Below are 18,686 nucleotides of genomic sequence, written 5' to 3' on the forward strand. Positions count from 1 at the left end.
TGCGCATGGCATTGACCCTCCCCCCGGCACGCATCGACTGTCAAGTAGGTGGGACGGGAGTCTCATTATGTGAGCGGAGGGCGGTACCGCCCCCGAGAACAGCGGGCACACCACTCGTATACACCCCCGCGCCGCCGCCCGCGAACGCGGGCTCGGCCGGCCCGTGGGGGACGGGGTAGTGGCCGGAAGACAGCGCTCTGCGCAGCCGGTACTCGTCGAGGGGCCCGGAGAAGGCCATCCCCTGGCCGTGCGTACAGCCCATCGCGCGCAGGGCCACGACCTGCTCGGGAAGGTCCACGCCGTCGGCCACGGACTGCAGCCCGAGGTCGGTGGCGATCCGCAGCAGCCCGCTGGTGATCTTGTACAGCCGGGCGGACTCGACGACCCCCTCGACCAGGCCCCGGTCGAGCCTGAGGACGTCGACGGGCAGCCTTCTGAGTGCCGTGATGGCGGCGCAGCCGCCCCCGAAGCCGTCCAGGGCGATGCGGACCCCGACCCTCCGCAGCGCGTTCAGCCGGCGCTCCAGCTCGTCCAGGGCCACCCGTGGATCGGCGTCGGACAGCTCGACGATCAGGGCGCCCGAGGAGAGCCCGTGCCGGGTCAGCAGGGCCTCCACAGAGCCGAGGGGTGCCGAGCGGTCCAGCAGTCGCCGGGCGCTCATCCGGACGGCGACGGGCACCGTGACCCCCGCGGCGGCCCGCTCGGCGGCCTGCTCGACCGCCTCCTCCAGGATCCAGCGGCCCAGCTCGGCCGTCCGGTCGCTGTCCTCGGCGACCCGCAGGAACTCGGCGGGTGTGAAGAGCACCCCTTGGGAGGAACGCCAGCGGGCCTGGGCGGTGACCGTCGCGATCCGGCCGTTCTCCAGGCAGACCACGGGCTGGTGCAGCAGCGCGAACTCGCCGCCCTGAAGAGCGGAGCGCAACCGCGTCGCCAGCTCCGCCTTGCGTACGACGTCCTGCTGCATCTGGGGTGCGTACAGCTCGACACGCCCCTTGCCCGCCGCCTTGGCGCGGTACATGGCCAGGTCGGCGTTGCGCAGCAACTCGCCCGCGCTCAGCCCCGGTTCGGCGAAGCCGACGCCGATGGACGCGGCCACCCGGACATCGTTGCCGTCGATGGCGTAGGGCTGCGAGAGCTTGATCCGCAGCCGGTCGGCGAGTTCCGTGATCTGTTGCTCACGCGCGGCACGGTCGCGGTTGCCGTCGCCGACGATCAGGGCCGCGAACTCGTCGCCGCCGAGCCGGGCGGCGGTGTCGCCGTGCCGCACCGAGTCCTGGAGTCTGCGGGCGGCCTGGACGAGGAGCTCGTCTCCGGCCTGGTGCCCGATGGTGTCGTTGACCGCCTTGAAGCCGTCGAGGTCGATGAAGAGAACAGCCGTGCCGCGGTCGGTGGAGCGGCGGCCGGACAGGGCCTGCTGGACGCGCCGCGTGAACAGGGCGCGGTTGGGCAGGTCGGTGAGCGGGTCGTGCTCGGCGTTGTGCTGCAGTTGCGCCTGCAGACGCACCCGCTCCGTCACGTCCCGGCTGTTGAAGATGAGGCCGCCGTGGTGCCGGTTGACGGTGGACTCCACGTTGAGCCAGCCGCCCTCGCCGGACTTGAAGCGGCACTCGATGCGCGTGGTGGGCTCCTGCAGATGACTGGCGGCCAGGAAGCGGCGCACCTCGTGCACCACGCACCCGAGGTCCTCGGGGTGGATGAGGGAGGCGAGCTCGGAGCCGACGAGGTCCTCCGCGCTACGGCCGTAGACCCCGGCGGCCGCCGGGCTGACGTACTTCAGGATGCCGTTGGGCGCCGCGATCATGATGACGTCGCTGGAGCCCTGCACCAGGGAGCGGAAGTGGTTCTCCTTCTGGGCCAGCTCCTGGGTGAGGGTGATGTTGTCGAGCAGCATGATGCCCTGGCGCACCACGAGGGCGAGCACGACCAGGCCCGCGGTGAGGAGCACCACGCGGTCGACGCTGCGGCCGTTGAGCACGTTGTAGAGAATCCCCAGCGTGCAGACCGCGGCGGCCAGGTAGGGCGTGAGCGCGCCGAGGGATCCGGCGATCGGGCGGGGGGCCGCGTACCGGTGGTGGCCCGGACCCTGCGGGACGGGGTGTCCCACGGGGTGTCCGCCGTCCGGACGCCGGCCCGGGATGTGTTCGTGCACCACGCGCGCGTGCCCGTCCTCGTGAGAGCCGTCCCTTCCGTGGCCGCTCCGTTCGTACCCGTTCCCGCGCGGTCCGTTCCCGTCGTGTTCGTCGGCGTCGGGCTGTCCGTGCCGGGTGCCGGCCCAGGGGGCGTACGCCAGGAGCAGTGAGCCGGCGAACCAGCCCGCGTCGAGAAGCTGCCCGGAGTGGTAGTTGTTGTGCAGGAGGGGCGAGGTGAACAGGGCGTCGCACATGACGGTCAGGGCGAGTGCGCCGATCGCGGTGTTCACCGCCGAGCGGTTCAGCGAGGAACGCCTGAAGTGCAGCGCCAGCACCATGCTCACCAGGGCGATGTCCAGCAGGGGGTACGCCAGGGAGAGTGCGGTGTGCGCGACGCTCGGGCCGTCGAACTTCGCCGCCTGGGCGAGCGCGAGACTCCAGGACAGCGTGATCAGGGAACCGCCGATCAGCCAGGAGTCGAGCACCAGGCAGATCCAACCGGCCTTGGTCACCGGCCTCTTGGCGAGCACCAGCAGTCCCACGATGGCCGGGGGCGCGAAGCACAGGAAGAAGATGTCGGCGACACTGGGGCTCGGGACCTGACGCTCGAGGACGATCTCGTACCACCCCCAGACGCCGTTGCCCAGCGAGGCCATGACGGAGGAGACCGCGAAGAGCATCCACGCGGGTCGAAAGCGGCTGCGCCGGTGATGGGCGTAGAGGAAGCAGGAGACGGCCGCGGTGCCCGCGGCGGCGCTCAGCCCGAAGTCCCCCATGACCAGCGCCAGGTTCGCCGATCCCCAGCCGAGGGCGGAACCGACGGCGTAACCCGCGCACACCACGGCCAGCACGAGCTGCGAGACCATACCCGTCCCACCGCCGAGTACCGGGCGGCGGGTCAGCAGCGCCCCGGGGGAACTCACCGGTCCCACCCGGTCCGCACAGCGGGGTCCCGCTGCTCCGGGCACGCTGGGTGTGCATGCTTCCTGCGGGCTCCGTGCCTGCGGTGGTGATGTCCGCCGTGGCCGCCGTGGGCTCGGCTGCGCGTGGCCGCGCGCCAGGGTCGTCGGCGGCCCCGCCGCGTCGGATCGTTCGTCCATAGGCCGTGCATCGCCCGTCGCCCCCCTCGCAGTCCGAATGTCCATCCCCGGCGCCGAACGGTGCGCGGCGCAGCCCCTGTCGGGACGATACACCAGTCTCGTCACTCAGGGACATAGTTCCTCTACGCTCCGTGACGACCAGCGAGGATGCGGACACGACCCGCATCCGGGGGAATGCGGAGAGTGTCCTCCCCCGGGCGCGGCCGCGGACGGCAGCGGATTACATGCCCGTGGTGAGGACCACGTTGCCGAGCGGCTCCCGGTTCACGAAACGATTCAACTGCGTGACCAGCAACCGCTCGGCGCGCGGCAGGAACGCCGACGTGGGGCCGCCGACGTGGGGGCTGATGAGCACGCCGGGCGCCTGCCACAAGGGGTGCCCCAGGGGCAGCGGCTCGGGATCGGTGACGTCGAGGGCCGCGGTGAGGCGTCCGGCGTCCAGCTCGGCTAGCAGGGCCTTTGTGTCGACGACGGGCCCTCGGGCGACGTTGACCAGGAGCGCGCCGTCCTTCATGCGGGCCAGGAAGTCGGCGTCCACCAGGCCGCGCGTGCTGTCGGTGAGGGGGGTGGAGAGCACCACGATGTCGGCCTCGGGGAGCAGTGCGGGCAGTTCCGTGAGTGGGTGCACCGGACCGCGCGCCGTGGTGCGCTCAGAGCGCGCGACGCGCGCCACCCGCGCCACCTCGAACGGCACGAGCCGGTCCTCGATCGCGGACCCGATCGACCCGTACCCCACGATCAGAACGGACTTGTCGGCCAGCGCCGGACGGAATCCGGAGCGCCACTCCCCCTTGTCCTGGGCGCGCACGAAGTCGGGGATGCCCCGCAGCGAGGCGAGGATCAGGGCCAGGGCGAGTTCGCCGGTGCTCGCCTCGTGCACCCCCCGGGCGTTGCACAACTGCACCCCCGGACGCAGGGACTTCAGGCTCGGCTGGACGTGGTCGACTCCGGCGGAGAGGGTCTGCACGGCCTGCAGAGAGGTCATTTCGGCCATCGGCCGCTGCGCGACGGCGGGCGGCTTCATGTAGGGCACGACGTAGAACACGCAGTCGGCCGGGTCCGCGGGGAACTCCTGGCCACCGTCCCAGAAGCGGTAGTCGAGGCCCTCGGGCAGGCCCTTGATCTCGTCGGCGTGAAAGGGGAGCCACACATCGGAAGTCATGCTCAGGAGGCTATGTCAGGCAGCGGGACGTACAGAGGTTAGGTTGGGGTGGCAGGAGAGGGAGGGTCACGGCCAGGTGGAGCGCAGGACGATCGGCGCGGCAACGCTCGATGTGGGGGCGGTCGGGCTCGGGTGCATGCCGATGAGCTGGGCGTACACCGGTTCGCGGCAGCGCGGTGAGGAGTCGCTGCGCACGGTGCACGCGGCCCTCGACCTGGGGTCGACGCTGCTCGACACGGCCGACATGTACGGGCCCTTCACCAACGAGCTGCTGGTGGGCCGGGCGCTGCGGGATCGGCGCCCGGAGGCCTTCGTGTCGACGAAGGTGGGGCTGCTGGTGGGCGAGCAGCACATCGTGGCCAACGGGCGTCCCGGTTATGTACGGAGGGCCTGCGACGCCTCGCTGCGCCGGCTGCAGACCGACGTGATCGATCTCTACCAGCTGCACCGCGCGGACCCCGAGGTGCCGGTCGAGGAGACCTGGGGCGCGATGGCCGATCTGGTCGCGGCCGGAAAGGTGCGTTCGCTCGGGCTGTGCGCGGTCGGCGCCCGTGCCGCCCGCCGGTCGGGGGCGCGCCCGCACGCCGGGCGGCTGCATGACGGAACGATCCGGCAGCTGGAGCGGGTGCAACAGGTCTTCCCGGTGAGCGCGGTTGAGGCCGAGCTGTCGGTGTGGTCGACGGAGGCCCTGGACGAGCTGCTGCCGTGGTGCGCCGCGCGCGGCGTGGGTTTCCTGGCGGCGATGCCGCTCGGCAACGGTTTCCTGACCGGCACGCTGACGCCGGGCGGGGGCTTCGAGCCCGATGACGTACGTGCCCGCCATCCCCGCTTCACGGCCGAGATGATGGCCGCCAACCAGCCGATCGTCGCCGGGTTGCGGCGGGTGGCCCGACGGCACGGCGACGGGGTCACTCCGGCGCAGGTGGCGCTGGCCTGGGTGTTGTCCCAGGGCCGGCACGTGGTTCCGGTGCCGGGTGCCAAGCGGGCGCGCTGGGCGGCGGAGAACGCGGGAGCGGCCGGGCTGCTGCTGACGGCGGAGGATCTGGCGGAGGTGGCGGGGCTGCCCGGGGCCCAGGGGTCGTGGGACTGACACCTCCCGCGGCCGGCGCCCGCGCATCGGGTGTTCCTGATCGGGAACCCGCGGGACGCGAGCGGTGTATGAACAGTAGGACCGCCACGTCGAAGGGACCTCTGATCGTGCAACGTCGAGTGGTGAAGGCCGCGTTGGCCGCGGCAGCGCTGGTGGTGACGGCCGGCTGTTCCTCCGGCGGCTCGGGAGGCGGATCGCCGAAGGACGGCCTGAACCCGTCGTCGAGCGTTCCGGTGACGGGGTCGGCGTCCTCGGGGCGGTCGACCGAGACGGCCGCGCCCGCCAAGGGTTCGGTGAGGGTGGTGCGCACCCTCGCCGAGGGCCTCAAGTCGCCCTGGGGCCTGGCGCCGTTGCCGGAGGGCGGTCTGCTGGTGTCCTCGCGGGACGAGGGGACGATCACCCGGGTGGACGAGAAGACCGGGAGGACGACGGAGCTGGGCCAGGTGCCGGGGGTGGCCCCGGCCGGGGAGGGTGGCCTGCTCGGTATCGCGCTCTCCCCCGCCTACGCCTCGGACCACATGGTCTACGCGTACTTCACGACGGCGTCGGACAACCGGATCGTCCGTATGTTGTACGACGCGAAGAAGCCGCCCGGCGAGCAGCTGGGCGCGCCGGACACGATCTTCAAGGGCATCCCCAAGGGGGTGATCCACAACGGCGGCCGGATCGCCTTCGGTCCGGACGGGATGCTGTACGCGGGAGCGGGCGAGACGGGCACCCGGGGTCTGGCGCAGGACAAGAAGGCGCTGGGCGGCAAGATCCTGCGGATGACGCCGGACGGGGACCCGGCGCCGGGCAACCCCTTCGGCGATTCGGTCGTGTACTCGTACGGGCACCGCAACGTACAGGGGCTCGCCTGGGACGACAGACAGCGCCTGTGGGCCTCCGAGTTCGGGCAGGACACCTGGGACGAGCTGAACCAGATCAAGCCGGGCGACAACTACGGCTGGCCGGTGGTCGAGGGCAGGAGCGACGACCCGAAGTACCACAACCCGGTCGCCCAGTGGCACACCGACGACGCCTCGCCCAGCGGCATCGCCTATGCCGAGGGTTCCATCTGGATGGCGGGGCTCAAGGGCGAGCGTCTGTGGCGGGTCCCACTGAAGGGCACGCGGGCCGCCGCAGCTCCGCAGTCCTTCCTGAAGGGCAGGTACGGGCGGCTGCGCACGGTGGTCTCGGCGGGCGGCGACAAGCTCTGGCTGGTCACCAGCGAGACGGACGGGCGGGGCAGCCCCGGGAAGGGGGACGACCGGATCCTGGAGCTGGAGGTGAAGTAGGGCCCGCGGCCTCAGGGTTCGTCCGGCTCGGACACGGGTTCCTCCTTCGGGTCCGCCCCGTCGCGTTCCCGCTCCGGCGGCCGTACGACCACCTTGCCCGAGGACAGGTCTATGGGGCCGCGTCCCGGATCACCGTCGTTCAGGTCCACGCGGCTCAGTTCGAGCCGTTTGCGTTCGTCGTCGGTGTGCTTGCGGCCTGGAGCGAAAATCTCCTCGAACATGTTGAACACGGCGCCTCCCTCGGCCCGGGTCCCTGCCAGCGTATGCCTCAGCCCGCCGTCCTGGCAGTGGGGGTCTCCTGGGGGAACAGCCGAAGCCGATGGGCCAGTGCCGCCGCCTCGCCTCTTCCCGAGACGTCGAGCTTGGCCAGGATGTTCGACACGTGGACGCTGGCGGTCTTCGGGGAGATGAAGAGCTCCTCGGCGATCTGGCGGTTGCTGCGGCCGGCCGCGACCAGGCGCAGCACGTCGCGCTCACGGCTGGTGAGACCGAGGGCCTGGGCCGGGTCGACGGGGGTCGGGGCGTACGGCCCGGGGGCCCTGCCCAGGGCGAGGCGGGCCCGTTGGGCGAGCAGCGCGACGGCGTCGGCGAGCGGGCGGGCGCCGAGGTGGTCGGCCGCCGCCCGGGCCAGCCGCAGGAGCTCGGTGGCGCGGGTCCGCCCGTCCTCGTCGGCGCCCGCGGTCAACAGGGAGTCGGCGAGGCGGTGGCGGACGCGGGCGAGGTCGTAGGGGCGTTCCAGGCATTCGAAGGCCGAGACCACCTCGGCCCACTCGTGCGGGTCGGACACGCCCTCGGCTCGCCGGAGTTCGGCGCGCACCCACCGCTCGTGCGCGTGCCAGACCGGCGCTCCGGTGGCCAGCTTCCTGGCGGCCTCCCGCAGGCCGCGCACGGTCCGGTCGCGCCCCGCCTCCGCGGCGGGCAGTCCGCGGGCGTCGGCCTCCGCGGTGGCGGCGGCGAGCAGCAGGGGCCAGCCGTAGCGCTGGGTGCCGGGCGGGAAGCCCGCGTCCAGTGCCTGTTCCAGCGCGGTGCGGGCGTCGAGGAGGCGCCCCTCTCCCGCGGCGATGCGGATCGTGCTGCGCGCCAGCGGCAGGGCGTGCTGCGGCATGGGATCGTGGGTGCCGAAGTGGGCGCGGGCGGCGGCCAGTTGCCGTGCGGCTTCGGCGAGGTCGCCGCGGTCGAGGGCGAGGTCGGCCAGGCGCATGGCGCCGCTGCCGGACGGTTTGCCGCTGAGGCCCACGCCCAGCGCGTTCCGTGCAGCCTCGACGGCTTCGTCCCACCGGCCGAGTGAGCAGAGCGACTCGGCGAGGTTGCCCCACACCCAGGCCTCGGTGTCCAGCAGGCTGTTCTTCCGGGCGAGTTCGGTGCCCTGCCGCAGGATCGGGACGGCCTCGCGGGAGCGGCCGACCGACTCCAGGTGGGAGGGCAGGTTGATGTGGAGGCGTCCCGCGACGAGGGACGCGCCGTGCAGCGGCACCTGCTCCTTGACCTCGTACATCTCCGTGATGCCCGCCTCGATGTCCCCCGCGTCGACCATGAGGCCGCCGAGGGTGAGCCGGGCGTTCAGCTCGATGTCCCGGGCGCCGACCATGCGCGCGTACTCCACGGCGCGCTCGGCGGCGAAGAGGGCGCCGGGGCCCGGTTCGTGCAGCATGCACCAGGCGGCGACCAGGGACAGCACCTCGGCGTGCACCGCCGACGGGGGCAGGCCGCGCACCAGGTCCCGGGCGGTGGCGAGTTCCTGCCACCCGTCGCCGCGGGCCTGTGCCGTGACCAGACGGGAGCGCTGGACCCAGAACCAGGCGGCGCGCAGCGGATCGCTCCCGTCCTCCAGGACGTGCAGCGCCCGTTTGGTGATCTTCAGGGCTCTCTCGCGCTCCCCCGACAGCCGGCCGGCGACGGCGGCCTCGGCCATCAGGTCGAGATAGCGCAGGGGCGCCGGGGCATCCGGGGGGCCCTGGGCCGCCGGGTCGTGGCCGCAGGGCGGGAACACCTCCACGTAGTCGATGGGGCGCAGTGCGGCCCGTACGGCTTCCGGGGCGACCTCCCACAGCTCCATCGCCCGTTCCAGGAGCCGGAGCTGTTCGGAGTGGGCGTGCCGGCAGCGGGCCTCGACGGAGGCGTCCAGGACGGCGGGCAGGGCCTTGGCGGCGTCGTGTGCGTGGTACCAGTAGCTGGCCAGGCGGGTGGCGCGCTCGTCGGCCGGTACGAGTGCGGGGTCGGCCTCCAGGGCTTCGGCGTAGCGCCGGCTGAAGCGGGAGCGCTCGCCGGGCAGCAGGTCGTCGCTGACGGCCTCGCGGACCAGGGAGTGACGGAAGCGGTAGCCGTCGCCGCCGGGTGAGGCGAGCAGGATGTTGGCGCCGACGGTGGCGCGCAGCGCGTCGATGAGGTCGTCCTCGGCGAGCCGGGCCACGGCGGCGAGCAGTCGGTACTCGACGGTGGAGCCGCCCTCGGCGACCAGCCGGGCGATGCGCTGGGCGCTCTCGGGCAGTCCTTCGACGCGTACGAGGAGCAGGTCGCGCAGCGAGTCCGTGAGGCCCGTGCGGCAGCCCTGGCGGGCGGCGACGGCGAGTTCCTCCACGAAGAACGCGTTGCCGTCGGATCGTTCGAAGATGTCGTCGACCTGGGCCGGTTCGGGTTCGTGGGCGAGGATTCCGGCGATCTGCCGGCCGACCTCGGCGCGTGTGAAGCGGCCGAGTTCGATGCGCCGGACGGTGCGCAGGCGGTCCAGCTCGGCGAGGAGGGGGCGCAGCGGGTGGCGGCGGTGGATGTCGTCGGCGCGGTACGTGGCGACGACGACGAGGCGTCCGCCGCGCAGCGTGCGGAAGAGGTAGGCCAGCAGGTGGCGGGTGGAGGCGTCGGCCCAGTGCAGGTCCTCCAGGGCCACGACGACCGTGCGGTCGGCGGCGACGCGTTCCAGGAGGCGGACGGTGAGTTCGAAGAGGCGGGCCATGCCCTCCTCGTCGGGCCGCCGGCCACGGTCGGTCTCGCCCAGCTCGGGCAGGAGCCGGGCCAGCTCGTCCTCCTGTCCCGCGGCGGCCGCGGCGAACTCGTCCGGGAGCAGCCGGCGCAGGGCGCGCAGAGCGGCGGAGAACGGGGCGAAGGGCAGTCCGTCGGCGCCTATCTCGACACAGCCCCCGCAGGCGAAGACGGCGCCCTCGCGGCCGGCCACGGCGGCGAACTCCTCGATCAGGCGGGTCTTTCCGACCCCGGCCTCGCCGCCGAGGAGCAGCGCCTGCGGTTCGCCCCCGGTGCTCGACGCCGACGTGCCACCGCCGCCGGCGGCGCGGGCGAGCGCCTCGCGCAGGACGCCCAGTTCGTCCGCGCGGCCGACGAACACGGGGCTGACGGATCTGGTCTCCACGGGCCCGAGCATCGCACAACGGTCCGTGGGAGCGGCACTGGTTATCGGGCGGCCGGCCATCAGTGCCGGGCCGGGTGCCGGGTGAGCGGCGAGCGTTCTCCCGGGAGGCCGGCCGTCCCCCGTGCGGCCGGCCTCCTCCGGCGTGTGAAGGGGGCCGCCCGCGGTGCGGGCGGCCCCCTTCGGCCCGGCGCTCACGCGGCGCGGGCGAACCGGTGCCGGCGGGGACGCGGGCTATGCGCCTGCCCCTCCGTGTCGTTCTGGCCGGACTCGCGCGCGGCGGTGCGGCGGTCGGCACGGCGGCCGCGGAGGGCGTCCCGTACCAGTCGGTGGTTCTGCGCCTCGCGGATCAGCTCGGCGGATCGGATCTGGTGGAGCTCGTACTCGAACATCTCGTACCCCTCGTGAAGAGCCGGTTTCGGCCTCGCTCTGTGCGATGCCTCAACCTTCGTCTCCCAGGGGGGTGCGTCACATCGGGAGAGTGCCGCATCTTGCGCACGCGAAAGGCCTTAGGAGCGGCGGCGGATCACCCGCGCCGGCCCTAAGGCCCCTCAGAGGCAGGGAGGTTCACTTGGTGGAGGGCAGTCCGAGCAGGATGTCGGAGTACTTGGCGACCGCGAGCACGAGGCCGACGACGCCGAGCGAGACGCCCGCCCAGGCGACGGACTTGATCCAGGCGGCCTGCGGCCTGCCGGGCGCCCCGAAGGCGGGCCGGGCCAGGACCACGACGCCGACGATCAGCGCGGCCAGCGCGAAGAGGCCGCCGACGAGCGCGGTGGTCGCCCAGGCGTCGCCGTAGACCTCCTTGACCTGCGTGGCGACGCTCGCGGAGGACGAGGTCTGCAGCTGTCCGACCAGGGTCTCGCGGGCGGCGGCCACGGTGGCGACCCAGCTGCCGGTGAGCGACACGATGCCGAGTCCGGCGGAGACGACGGCGGCGGCGCCCTGACCGACGCCGGGAGCGGTCTTCTCCCCGGCCGCGGGGACGTCCTCGTCCACCGGGGCGTCGTCCTCGGTGTGGTCCTGCTCCTCGGCCTCGGCCGCGGTCTCCGTCTCGGCCTCGGTCACGGCCGTGCCGTCCGGCTTCTCCTCGGTAGCGGTGCCGTCCACGGTCTCCTCGTCGCTCTTCGCCTCGGTGCCGTTCGCGTCCACGGCTTCGTCAACTGTCTTGGTTCCCATGTCCCGCACCGTACGGACGGAGTCTGAGAAGTCTCTTAATGATCCCTGTGCCCGCGGGTAACGATCGGCGTACGCGTGCGTGACCGTCGGGCAACGCTCAGTCGCTCGTCCGCGCGCGCGTTGCCCGCCAGTCGCGCGCGAGCACCGACCAGACCTCCATGTCGAGGCGTACGCCCCGGTGGGGGAAGCTCTCGCGCAGCACCGCGTCCCGGGTCATCCCCAGCCGGCGGGCGCCGTTCACACTCGGTTCGTTCGCCGAGGCGGCGATCCACTCGACGCGGTGGATCCCGCGTTCCTCGACGGCCCAGTCGATGAGCAGTCGCATCGCGCGCGTGACCAGGCCCCGTCCGGTACCGGCGGGTTCCAGCCAGCAGCCGACCTCGCAGTTGCCCCGGGCCGCGTCGAAGTTCAGGAAGAGCACGCCGCCCACGAGCCTTCCCTCCAGCCACAGGCCGTGCAGGGATCCGGTGTCGGCGGCGCGGTTGTCGGCGTACCGCTGGAGCAGCGCCCGCGCGGAGGCCACGTCCGTGGCACCCGAACCGAACGGGATGTACTGCCCGATGAACTCCCGCCCCCGGTCCAGATGCGCGAGGAACTCCTCGGCGTGCCAGGGCTCCAGGGGGCGCAGTTCCGCGCCGTCGTCACCCAGGGATATCGCGTACATCCTGCTGCTGCTCCTTCTCCGTTGCGTCCGCCGGCTCGGTGTCCGACGCGGCCGCCGGCCTCTCCTGGGGGGCCGACTTCTCAGGGGTGGCGCGGGCCTCTCAGGGGTGGCGCGGGCCTCTCATAGGCTGCGCGGCACTCGGCGGCTCGGGATGCGTACGGGGGCGGGCGCCGGTCTGGTCTGGTCTGGTCTGGTCTGGTCTGGTCGCTGCTCGGTCGCATCGGGGTGCCCGCGACAGGCCTGGGGGGACGCACCGGTCCCGGTGCGTCCCCCCAGGTGGGTGGTGGACGGCTCAGCCCTCGCTGACGCCCAGCTTCTCCAGGATGAGCTCCTTGACGCGGGCCGCGTCGGCCTGGCCCCGGGTGGCCTTCATGACCGCGCCGACCAGGGCGCCGGCGGCGGCCACCTTGCCGCCGCGGATCTTGTCCGCGACGCCCGGGTTGCCGGCGATGGCCTCGTCGACGGCGGCGGTCAGCGCGCCCTCGTCCGAGACGACCTTGAGGCCGCGCTTGTCGACGACCTCGTCCGGGGTGCCCTCGCCCGCGAGCACGCCCTCGATGACCTGACGGGCGAGCTTGTCGTTCAGGTCCCCGGAGGCCACGAGCTGCGTCACCCGGGCGACCTGCGCCGGGGTGATGGGCAGGTCCTCGAGGGCCTTGCCCGACTCGTTGGCGCTGCGGGCCAGTTCGCCCATCCACCACTTGCGGGCGGACGTGGCGTCCGCGCCGGCCTCGATCGTGGCGACGATCGCGTCGATGGCACCGGCGTTGAGGATCGACTGCATGTCGTGGGCGCTGACACCCCACTCCTCGCGCAGCCGGTTGCGGCGGGCCAGCGGCTGCTCGGGCAGACCCGCGCGCAGCTCCTCGACCCAGTCGCGGGACGGAGCGACGGGGACGAGGTCGGGCTCCGGGAAGTACCGGTAGTCCTCGGCCTCCTCCTTCACGCGGCCCGAGGTCGTGGACCCGGTGTCCTCGTGGAAGTGGCGCGTCTCCTGGATGATCGTGCCGCCGCTGTCGAGGACCGCGGCGTGCCGCTGGATCTCGAAGCGGGCGGCGCGCTCCACCGAGCGGAGCGAGTTGACGTTCTTCGTCTCGGAGCGCGTGCCGAACTTCTCGCGGCCGTGCGGGCGCAGCGACAGGTTCACGTCGCAGCGCATCTGCCCCATCTCCATGCGGGCTTCCGAGACGCCGAGCGCCTTGATGAGCTCGCGCAGTTCGGCGACGTACGCCTTGGCGACCTCGGGAGCGCGTTCGCCCGCGCCCTCGATCGGCTTGGTGACGATCTCGATGAGGGGGATGCCCGCGCGGTTGTAGTCGAGCAGGGAGTGCGAGGCGCCGTGGATACGGCCGGTCGCGCCACCGACGTGCGTGGACTTGCCGGTGTCCTCCTCCATGTGGGCGCGCTCGATCTCCACGCGGAAGACCTCGCCGTCCTCCAGCTGTACGTCGAGGTAGCCGTTGAAGGCGATCGGCTCGTCGTACTGGGAGGTCTGGAAGTTCTTCGGCATGTCCGGATAGAAGTAGTTCTTCCGGGCGAAGCGGCACCACTCGGCGATCTCGCAGTGCAGCGCGAGACCGATCTTGATGGCGGACTCGACGCCGGTCGCGTTGACGACGGGCAGCGAGCCGGGCATGCCGAGGCAGGTGGGGCAGGTCTGCGAGTTGGGCTCGGCGCCCAGCTCGGTGGAGCACCCGCAGAACATCTTGGTCTTGGTGCCGAGCTCGACATGGACTTCGAGGCCCATGACGGGGTCGTACGTCGCCAGGGCGTCCTCGTACGACACCAGCTCGTCGGTCGTGGTGGTCACGGTGAAAACTTCCCTCTCAGCCCAGCAGGACGTCGTCGTCGCCCAGGCGCTTGAGCTCCCGGTAGAGGATGGCGAGGCCGGTGACGATGGCGGCGGCGGACACGGCCGCGTCGATCAGGCGCAGCGTGTCGTGCTCCGTGCGGGCCTTCTTGGCCTGCTTGGCGACGCCGAGGGCACCGAACGCGGTGGTCGCGATGGACAGGTACGTGCCGGACTTGGACTTCTTGAAGCCCTTGGCCTTGGTCAGAGCCTTACTCACAACGACGGAGCCTCCTCGATCAGCGGGTGCCCCCACTTTTCCACGAAGGCGGCCTCGACGGCGGCGCCGACCTTGTACAGCCTGTCGTCCTTCATCGCGGGGGCGATGATCTGCAGGCCGACCGGGAGGTTGTCCTCCGGCGCGAGACCGCAGGGCAGCGACATGGCCGAGTTGCCCGCCAGGTTGGTCGGGATGGTGCACAGGTCCGCGAGGTACATCGCCATCGGGTCGTCGGCGCGCTCGCCGATCGGGAAGGCGGTGGTGGGCGTGGTCGGCGAGACGATCACATCCACCTGCTCGAACGACTTCTCGAAGTCGCGGGTGATGAGCGTACGGACCTTCTGCGCCGAGCCGTAATAGGCGTCGTAGTAGCCGGAGCTGAGGGCGTAGGTGCCGAGCATGATGCGGCGCTTGACCTCGTCCCCGAAGCCGGCCTCGCGGGTGAGGGAGGTGACCTCCTCGGCGGAGCGCGTGCCGTCGTCCCCGACGCGCAGGCCGTAGCGCATGGCGTCGAAGCGGGCCAGGTTGGACGAGCACTCGGAGGGCGCGATCAGGTAGTACGCGGAGAGCGCCAGGTCGAAGGACGGGCAGTCCAGCTCGACGATCTCGGCGCCGAGGTCCTTGAGCAGGGCGACGGCCTCGTCGAAGCGCTGCACGACACCGGCCTGGTAGCCCTCGCCGCGGAACTGCTTGACGACACCGACGCGCATGCCCGTGACGGAGCCGTTGCGGGCGGCCTCGACGACCGGGGGGACCGGCGCGTCGATGGAGGTCGAGTCGAGCGGGTCGTGCCCGGCGATGACCTCGTGCAGCAGCGCCGCGTCCAGGACCGTACGGGCGCAGGGGCCGCCCTGGTCGAGGGAGGATGAGAACGCCACCATGCCGTAGCGGGAGACACCGCCGTAGGTGGGCTTGACGCCGACCGTGCCGGTGACGGCCGCGGGCTGGCGGATGGAGCCGCCCGTGTCGGTGCCGATGGCCAGCGGCGCCTCGAAGGAGGCGAGCGCGGCGGACGAGCCGCCGCCCGAGCCGCCGGGGATGCGGCTGAGGTCCCAGGGGTTGCCCGTGGGACCGTACGCGCTGTTCTCGGTGGAGGACCCCATGGCGAACTCGTCCATGTTGGTCTTGCCGAGGATGACGACGTCGGCGGCCTTCAGGCGTTTGGTGACCGTGGCGTCGTAGGGCGGGATCCAGCCTTCGAGGATCTTGGAACCGACGGTGGTCGGGACCCCCTCGGTGGTGAAGATGTCCTTCAGCGCGAGGGGCACGCCGGCGAGCGGTCCGAGCTTCTCGCCGCGCTCCCGCTTCGCGTCGACGGCGCGGGCCTGCGCGAGGGCGCCCTCGCGGTCGACGTGCAGGAAGGCGTGCACCTTCTCGTCGACGGCCTCGATACGGGCGAGGTGGGCCTCGGTGACCTCGACGGCCGTGAGCTCGCCGGCGGCGATCCGCGCGGCGATCTCGGCCGCCGTCAGCCTGATGATGTTGACGTTGGTGTCCGTCATGGTGATTAGTCCTCCCCCAGGATCTGCGGCACCTTGAAACGCTGCTGCTCCTGGGCCGGGGCGCCGGAGAGCGCCTGCTCGGGGGTGAGCGACGGGCGGACCTCGTCCGCGCGCATGACGTTCGTCAGCGGCAGCGGGTGGGAGGTCGGCGGTACGTCTTGGTCGGCGACCTCGCTGACGCGGGCGACCGCGCCGATGATGTCGTCGAGCTGGCCGGCGAAGTGGTCGAGCTCTTCCGCCTTCAGCTCCAGACGCGCCAGCCGTGCGAGGTGGGCGACCTCCTCGCGCGTGATGCCAGGCATGCAGCGATCCTCTGGGTGAGAGTGTGTGGTTTGGCCCAATCCTATGGGGCCGGGGCCGATGCCCGCGCCCGGGTTTGCCCGGGGGGCCTTCCCGCACGTGCGGGCGGTGACCGTTCGTATACGAGGTGGGAGTCGCCGGCGGCCCTCACCGTTGGGCTGCCGCCCTCGCCCTCCCGCCGTGACGAAGCCGCGGGCCGGTCGTGGCTGGGTGCGCAGTTCCCCGCGCCCCTACCGGGGACACCTCCCCCGTTGTGACGAACCTGCGGACCGGCCGTCGCTGAGCGCGCAGTTCCCCGCGCCCCTACCGGGGACGCCTACCCCGTTGAGACAAAGCCGCGGACCGGCCGTCGCTGAGCGCGCGGTTCCCCGCGCCCCTACCGGGGACACCTCCCCCGTTGAGACGAAGCCGCGGGCGAGGTCCACCTGTCGGGTGACCGTCACGGGTGGCGCGTGGGTGGGAGAAACCGGCGGGAGCCCCACGGACCGCACCCGGCGACGGACCGCGGAACTACTCCGCGGCCGGCAACGCGGCCCGCGGCCGCTGCCATCCCCGCGACCCCCGCGCCAGCAACCACGCCGTGGCCTCGTCCGGCGGCATCGCCGCGGCGACCAGCCACCCCTGCACCGCGTCGCACCCCAGATCCCGCAGCCGCTCCCACGTCTCGTCGTCCTCGACGCCCTCCGCGACGACCAGCAGCCCCAGCGAGTGCGCGAGGTCCACCGTGCAGCGCACGATCTCCGCGTCCTCGTTGTCGATGGCGAGCCGTGCGACGAAGGACCGGTCGATCTTCAGTTCGCTGACGGGCAGCCGGCGCAGATGGACCAGCGAGGAGTACCCCGTGCCGAAGTCGTCCAGCGACATCTTGACCCCGTGCCCGGTCAGCGCGGCCAGGGTGTCCGCGGCCCGCTGCGGGTCCTCGAGCAGTACGTGTTCCGTGATCTCCAGCTGGAGGGCCCCCGCCGGAACCCCGTGCCGGGCGAGCCGGGCGGCGACCGCGCCGGCGAAGCCGGGGGTGTGCACGTCGCGCGGCGAGACGTTCACCGCGACCGGCACCCACAGCCCCTGCGCCCGCCACCGCGCGACCTGCGCGAGGGCCGTCTCCAGGACGTACTCGGTGAGGTGCGGCATCAGCCCGGACGACTCGGCGATCGCGATGAACTCGTCGGGCGGGACCTTGCCCCGCTCGGGATGCACCCAGCGGACGAGTGCCTCCAGGCCGGCCACCTGTCCGTCGAAGCGGACCTTCGGCTGGTAGTGCAGTTCGACGTCACCGGCGTCCAGGGCCCGCCGCAGGTCCCCCAGCAGACCGAGCCGGTCCGGTGTGTTCGAGTCCCGCTTGGACTCGTAGACCTCCACCCCCGTACGGTCCCGCTTCGCCTGGTACATCGCCACGTCCGCCCGCCGCAGCAGCCCCTCCGCGTCGAGCGCGTGGTCGGGGAAGACGGCGAGTCCGGCACTGGCCTCCAGGACGAGGGTGAGCCCGTCGAGGTCGAGCGGCGAACCGAGGGCGGCGACGAGACCGCGGGCCACCCGGGTGGCCGACGTCGTGGAGTCGGCGACGGGCAGTAACACGGCGAACTCGTCACCGCCGAGCCGCGCGGCCTCCGCCCCGCGCGGCAGCGCCAGCCGCAGCCGCTCGGCTATCTGGAGCAGCAGCCGGTCCCCGGCGAGATGCCCCAACGTGTCGTTCACGGAGCGGAAGCGGTCGAGGTCGATCAGCATCAACGCCGAACGCGCGCCTATGCGTTCGGCGTCGTCCAGGGCCGCCCAGGTGCGCTCGAGCAGCCACTGCCGGTTGGGCAGCCCGGTCAGCGGATCGCGCAGTTGCTCCTCGGCCCGTATGCGCGCGATCCACAGGGTGGAGTCGAGCGCGATCAGGGGGATCGAGAACAACGGCAGCAGCATGGGCTGCGCGACGGCCACCACGCAGATCAGCGGCGCGATGCCGAGCAGGGCGACCGCGACGAGACCCTGCCGGACCAGGGCCGTGCGGGCGGCGGTCGGCAGGCCGCCGGTGCCCGGCGCGTGCAGGTACCAGAGCAGGACGCGGGTGACGGCGAGATACGCGGCGGCGACCAGCACCACCTGGGGCGCGGCGTAGAAGTCCCAGCTCTGCGGGTTCCAGGGGGCCTCGACCGACGGCACCCGCCCGAACACGGCGAGGACGAGCGCTCCGGCGCCGATCCCGAGGATGTCGGCCGCGCCGTGCAGGATCCCCTGGCGCCAGCGGCCCCGGCGCGCGGCGCCGACCAGGACGACGACGGTCAGGCTGACCATCCCGGCGGCCACCCAGCCGTACAGCAGCAGGACCGCGAGGGTCAGGGCGGCGCCGGAGCCGGTGCCGCCCCACCAGCGGGCGCGGCCGAGGGCGACCAGATGACCGACGATGACACCGGTCAGCACGGCCAGCGACCAGCCGACCGCTCCGGACGGGAAGAGCGCGTGGCGGTCGCTGAACGCCCGGTAGAAGCCGCCGCCCAGGACGAGCGCGGCCAGTGCGACGACCGCCGCGGGCAGCGCGGGCCAGGAGGTGGGCCGTTCGGGATCGTGGCCGGGCAGGCCCGGGCCGCGCCCGACGGGGTACCGGCCCGCGGTGGTGACGGTGGCGGTGAAGGGTGTGTGGTCCCGCTCGCCCGCGCCGGGGCGCGTCGACGACCGTCCCGTCCGGAGGCCCGCCATCCACGCGCCGGTCGTCCGGCGCAGGCGCAGCCGTACGTCCGGGGCGGCGCTCTCGGTCGGTTCCATTCCCGTCCCTCTCACAGCCGGCGGTGCCCACGCCACGCGGCCCGTTGCCGGCGACAACCGCCAACGGCACCGCGTCTCAAGAACTCGTCCCCCGGCTCTTCAGGAGCA

At 72.6% G+C, this 18,686-nt stretch carries 14 protein-coding genes; 2 read left to right on the forward strand and 12 right to left on the reverse strand.

Features of this window, described 5'->3' with window-relative positions:
• Nucleotides 1–40: 40 nt before the first annotated feature.
• Together OG199_RS14525 and OG199_RS14530 are read right to left on the reverse strand one after the other, a co-directional pair.
• Nucleotides 41–2,995 (reverse strand): putative bifunctional diguanylate cyclase/phosphodiesterase, encoded by a 2,955-nt coding sequence (locus OG199_RS14525; RefSeq protein ID WP_405834546.1) that lies wholly within the window; start codon nucleotides 2,993–2,995, stop codon nucleotides 41–43.
• A gap of 454 nt (nucleotides 2,996–3,449) precedes the next feature.
• Nucleotides 3,450–4,391: a 2-hydroxyacid dehydrogenase gene (locus tag OG199_RS14530; protein ID WP_401799853.1), complete on the reverse strand. Its 942-nt coding sequence runs from the start codon at nucleotides 4,389–4,391 to the stop codon at nucleotides 3,450–3,452.
• A gap of 76 nt (nucleotides 4,392–4,467) precedes the next feature.
• On the opposite strand from OG199_RS14530, the gene OG199_RS14535 reads away from it, so the two are divergent.
• Together OG199_RS14535 and OG199_RS14540 are read left to right on the forward strand one after the other, a co-directional pair.
• A complete protein-coding gene (locus tag OG199_RS14535) occupies nucleotides 4,468–5,481 on the forward strand; it encodes an aldo/keto reductase (protein WP_356803888.1) in 1,014 nt (337 codons plus the stop codon).
• A 68-nt stretch (nucleotides 5,482–5,549) separates the two neighbouring features.
• The gene (locus OG199_RS14540; RefSeq protein ID WP_356803886.1) at nucleotides 5,550–6,758 is read left to right on the forward strand and encodes a PQQ-dependent sugar dehydrogenase; all 1,209 of its coding nucleotides are present in this window, start codon (nucleotides 5,550–5,552) and stop codon (nucleotides 6,756–6,758) included.
• Between the two features lie 11 nt (nucleotides 6,759–6,769).
• Here the strand turns inward: OG199_RS14540 and OG199_RS14545 are convergent, their stop codons facing one another.
• From OG199_RS14545 to OG199_RS14590, 10 genes are all read right to left on the reverse strand, one after another.
• Nucleotides 6,770–6,988: a DUF6191 domain-containing protein gene (locus tag OG199_RS14545; protein ID WP_356803885.1), complete on the reverse strand. Its 219-nt coding sequence runs from the start codon at nucleotides 6,986–6,988 to the stop codon at nucleotides 6,770–6,772.
• 38 nt (nucleotides 6,989–7,026) lie between these two features.
• The gene (locus tag OG199_RS14550) at nucleotides 7,027–10,131 is read right to left on the reverse strand and encodes an AAA family ATPase (RefSeq protein WP_405829799.1); all 3,105 of its coding nucleotides are present in this window, start codon (nucleotides 10,129–10,131) and stop codon (nucleotides 7,027–7,029) included.
• A 179-nt stretch (nucleotides 10,132–10,310) separates the two neighbouring features.
• Nucleotides 10,311–10,508 (reverse strand): hypothetical protein, encoded by a 198-nt coding sequence (locus OG199_RS14555; RefSeq protein ID WP_266701517.1) that lies wholly within the window; start codon nucleotides 10,506–10,508, stop codon nucleotides 10,311–10,313.
• A gap of 175 nt (nucleotides 10,509–10,683) precedes the next feature.
• On the reverse strand, nucleotides 10,684–11,295 hold the full coding sequence (locus OG199_RS14560; RefSeq protein WP_405829801.1) for a hypothetical protein: 612 nt from the start codon (nucleotides 11,293–11,295) through the stop codon (nucleotides 10,684–10,686).
• A gap of 97 nt (nucleotides 11,296–11,392) precedes the next feature.
• Entirely contained in the window at nucleotides 11,393–11,959 is a 567-nt protein-coding gene (locus OG199_RS14565; protein WP_356803881.1) for a GNAT family protein, read from the reverse strand.
• A gap of 292 nt (nucleotides 11,960–12,251) precedes the next feature.
• On the reverse strand, nucleotides 12,252–13,769 hold the full coding sequence (gene gatB / locus OG199_RS14570; RefSeq protein WP_356803879.1) for an Asp-tRNA(Asn)/Glu-tRNA(Gln) amidotransferase subunit GatB: 1,518 nt from the start codon (nucleotides 13,767–13,769) through the stop codon (nucleotides 12,252–12,254).
• A gap of 16 nt (nucleotides 13,770–13,785) precedes the next feature.
• Complete coding sequence (locus OG199_RS14575; protein ID WP_153288465.1) at nucleotides 13,786–14,028, reverse strand: hypothetical protein; 243 nt, start codon at nucleotides 14,026–14,028, stop codon at nucleotides 13,786–13,788.
• The gene (gatA, locus tag OG199_RS14580) at nucleotides 14,025–15,530 is read right to left on the reverse strand and encodes an Asp-tRNA(Asn)/Glu-tRNA(Gln) amidotransferase subunit GatA (protein ID WP_356803877.1); all 1,506 of its coding nucleotides are present in this window, start codon (nucleotides 15,528–15,530) and stop codon (nucleotides 14,025–14,027) included. Before gatA ends, OG199_RS14575 begins: the two co-directional genes overlap by 4 nt.
• 5 nt (nucleotides 15,531–15,535) lie before the next feature.
• Nucleotides 15,536–15,832, reverse strand: a complete 297-nt coding sequence (gene gatC / locus OG199_RS14585) for an Asp-tRNA(Asn)/Glu-tRNA(Gln) amidotransferase subunit GatC (RefSeq protein WP_010984178.1) — start codon at nucleotides 15,830–15,832, stop codon at nucleotides 15,536–15,538.
• A 508-nt stretch (nucleotides 15,833–16,340) separates the two neighbouring features.
• Nucleotides 16,341–18,578 (reverse strand): putative bifunctional diguanylate cyclase/phosphodiesterase, encoded by a 2,238-nt coding sequence (locus tag OG199_RS14590; RefSeq protein ID WP_401799844.1) that lies wholly within the window; start codon nucleotides 18,576–18,578, stop codon nucleotides 16,341–16,343.
• Nucleotides 18,579–18,686 lie beyond the last annotated feature (108 nt).

The sequence above is a fragment of the Streptomyces sp. NBC_01176 genome (genome assembly GCF_045039825.1).
GTDB lineage: Bacteria > Actinomycetota > Actinomycetes > Streptomycetales > Streptomycetaceae > Streptomyces.

Bases quoted from the DNA above. Each gene is read 5' to 3' on its own strand.
- gatA (WP_356803877.1), bottom strand. From the start codon at position 15,530: ATGACGGACACCAACGTCAACATCATCAGGCTGACGGCGGCCGAGATC.
- gatC (WP_010984178.1), bottom strand. From the start codon at position 15,832: ATGCCTGGCATCACGCGCGAGGAGGTCGCCCACCTCGCACGGCTGGCG.
- OG199_RS14530 (WP_401799853.1), bottom strand. From the start codon at position 4,391: ATGACTTCCGATGTGTGGCTCCCCTTTCACGCCGACGAGATCAAGGGC.
- OG199_RS14565 (WP_356803881.1), bottom strand. From the start codon at position 11,959: ATGTACGCGATATCCCTGGGTGACGACGGCGCGGAACTGCGCCCCCTG.
- OG199_RS14540 (WP_356803886.1), top strand. From the start codon at position 5,550: ATGAACAGTAGGACCGCCACGTCGAAGGGACCTCTGATCGTGCAACGT.
- OG199_RS14525 (WP_405834546.1), bottom strand. From the start codon at position 2,995: ATGGTCTCGCAGCTCGTGCTGGCCGTGGTGTGCGCGGGTTACGCCGTC.
- OG199_RS14590 (WP_401799844.1), bottom strand. From the start codon at position 18,578: ATGGAACCGACCGAGAGCGCCGCCCCGGACGTACGGCTGCGCCTGCGC.
- OG199_RS14555 (WP_266701517.1), bottom strand. From the start codon at position 10,508: ATGTTCGAGTACGAGCTCCACCAGATCCGATCCGCCGAGCTGATCCGC.
- OG199_RS14550 (WP_405829799.1), bottom strand. From the start codon at position 10,131: ATGCTCGGGCCCGTGGAGACCAGATCCGTCAGCCCCGTGTTCGTCGGC.
- OG199_RS14560 (WP_405829801.1), bottom strand. From the start codon at position 11,295: ATGGGAACCAAGACAGTTGACGAAGCCGTGGACGCGAACGGCACCGAG.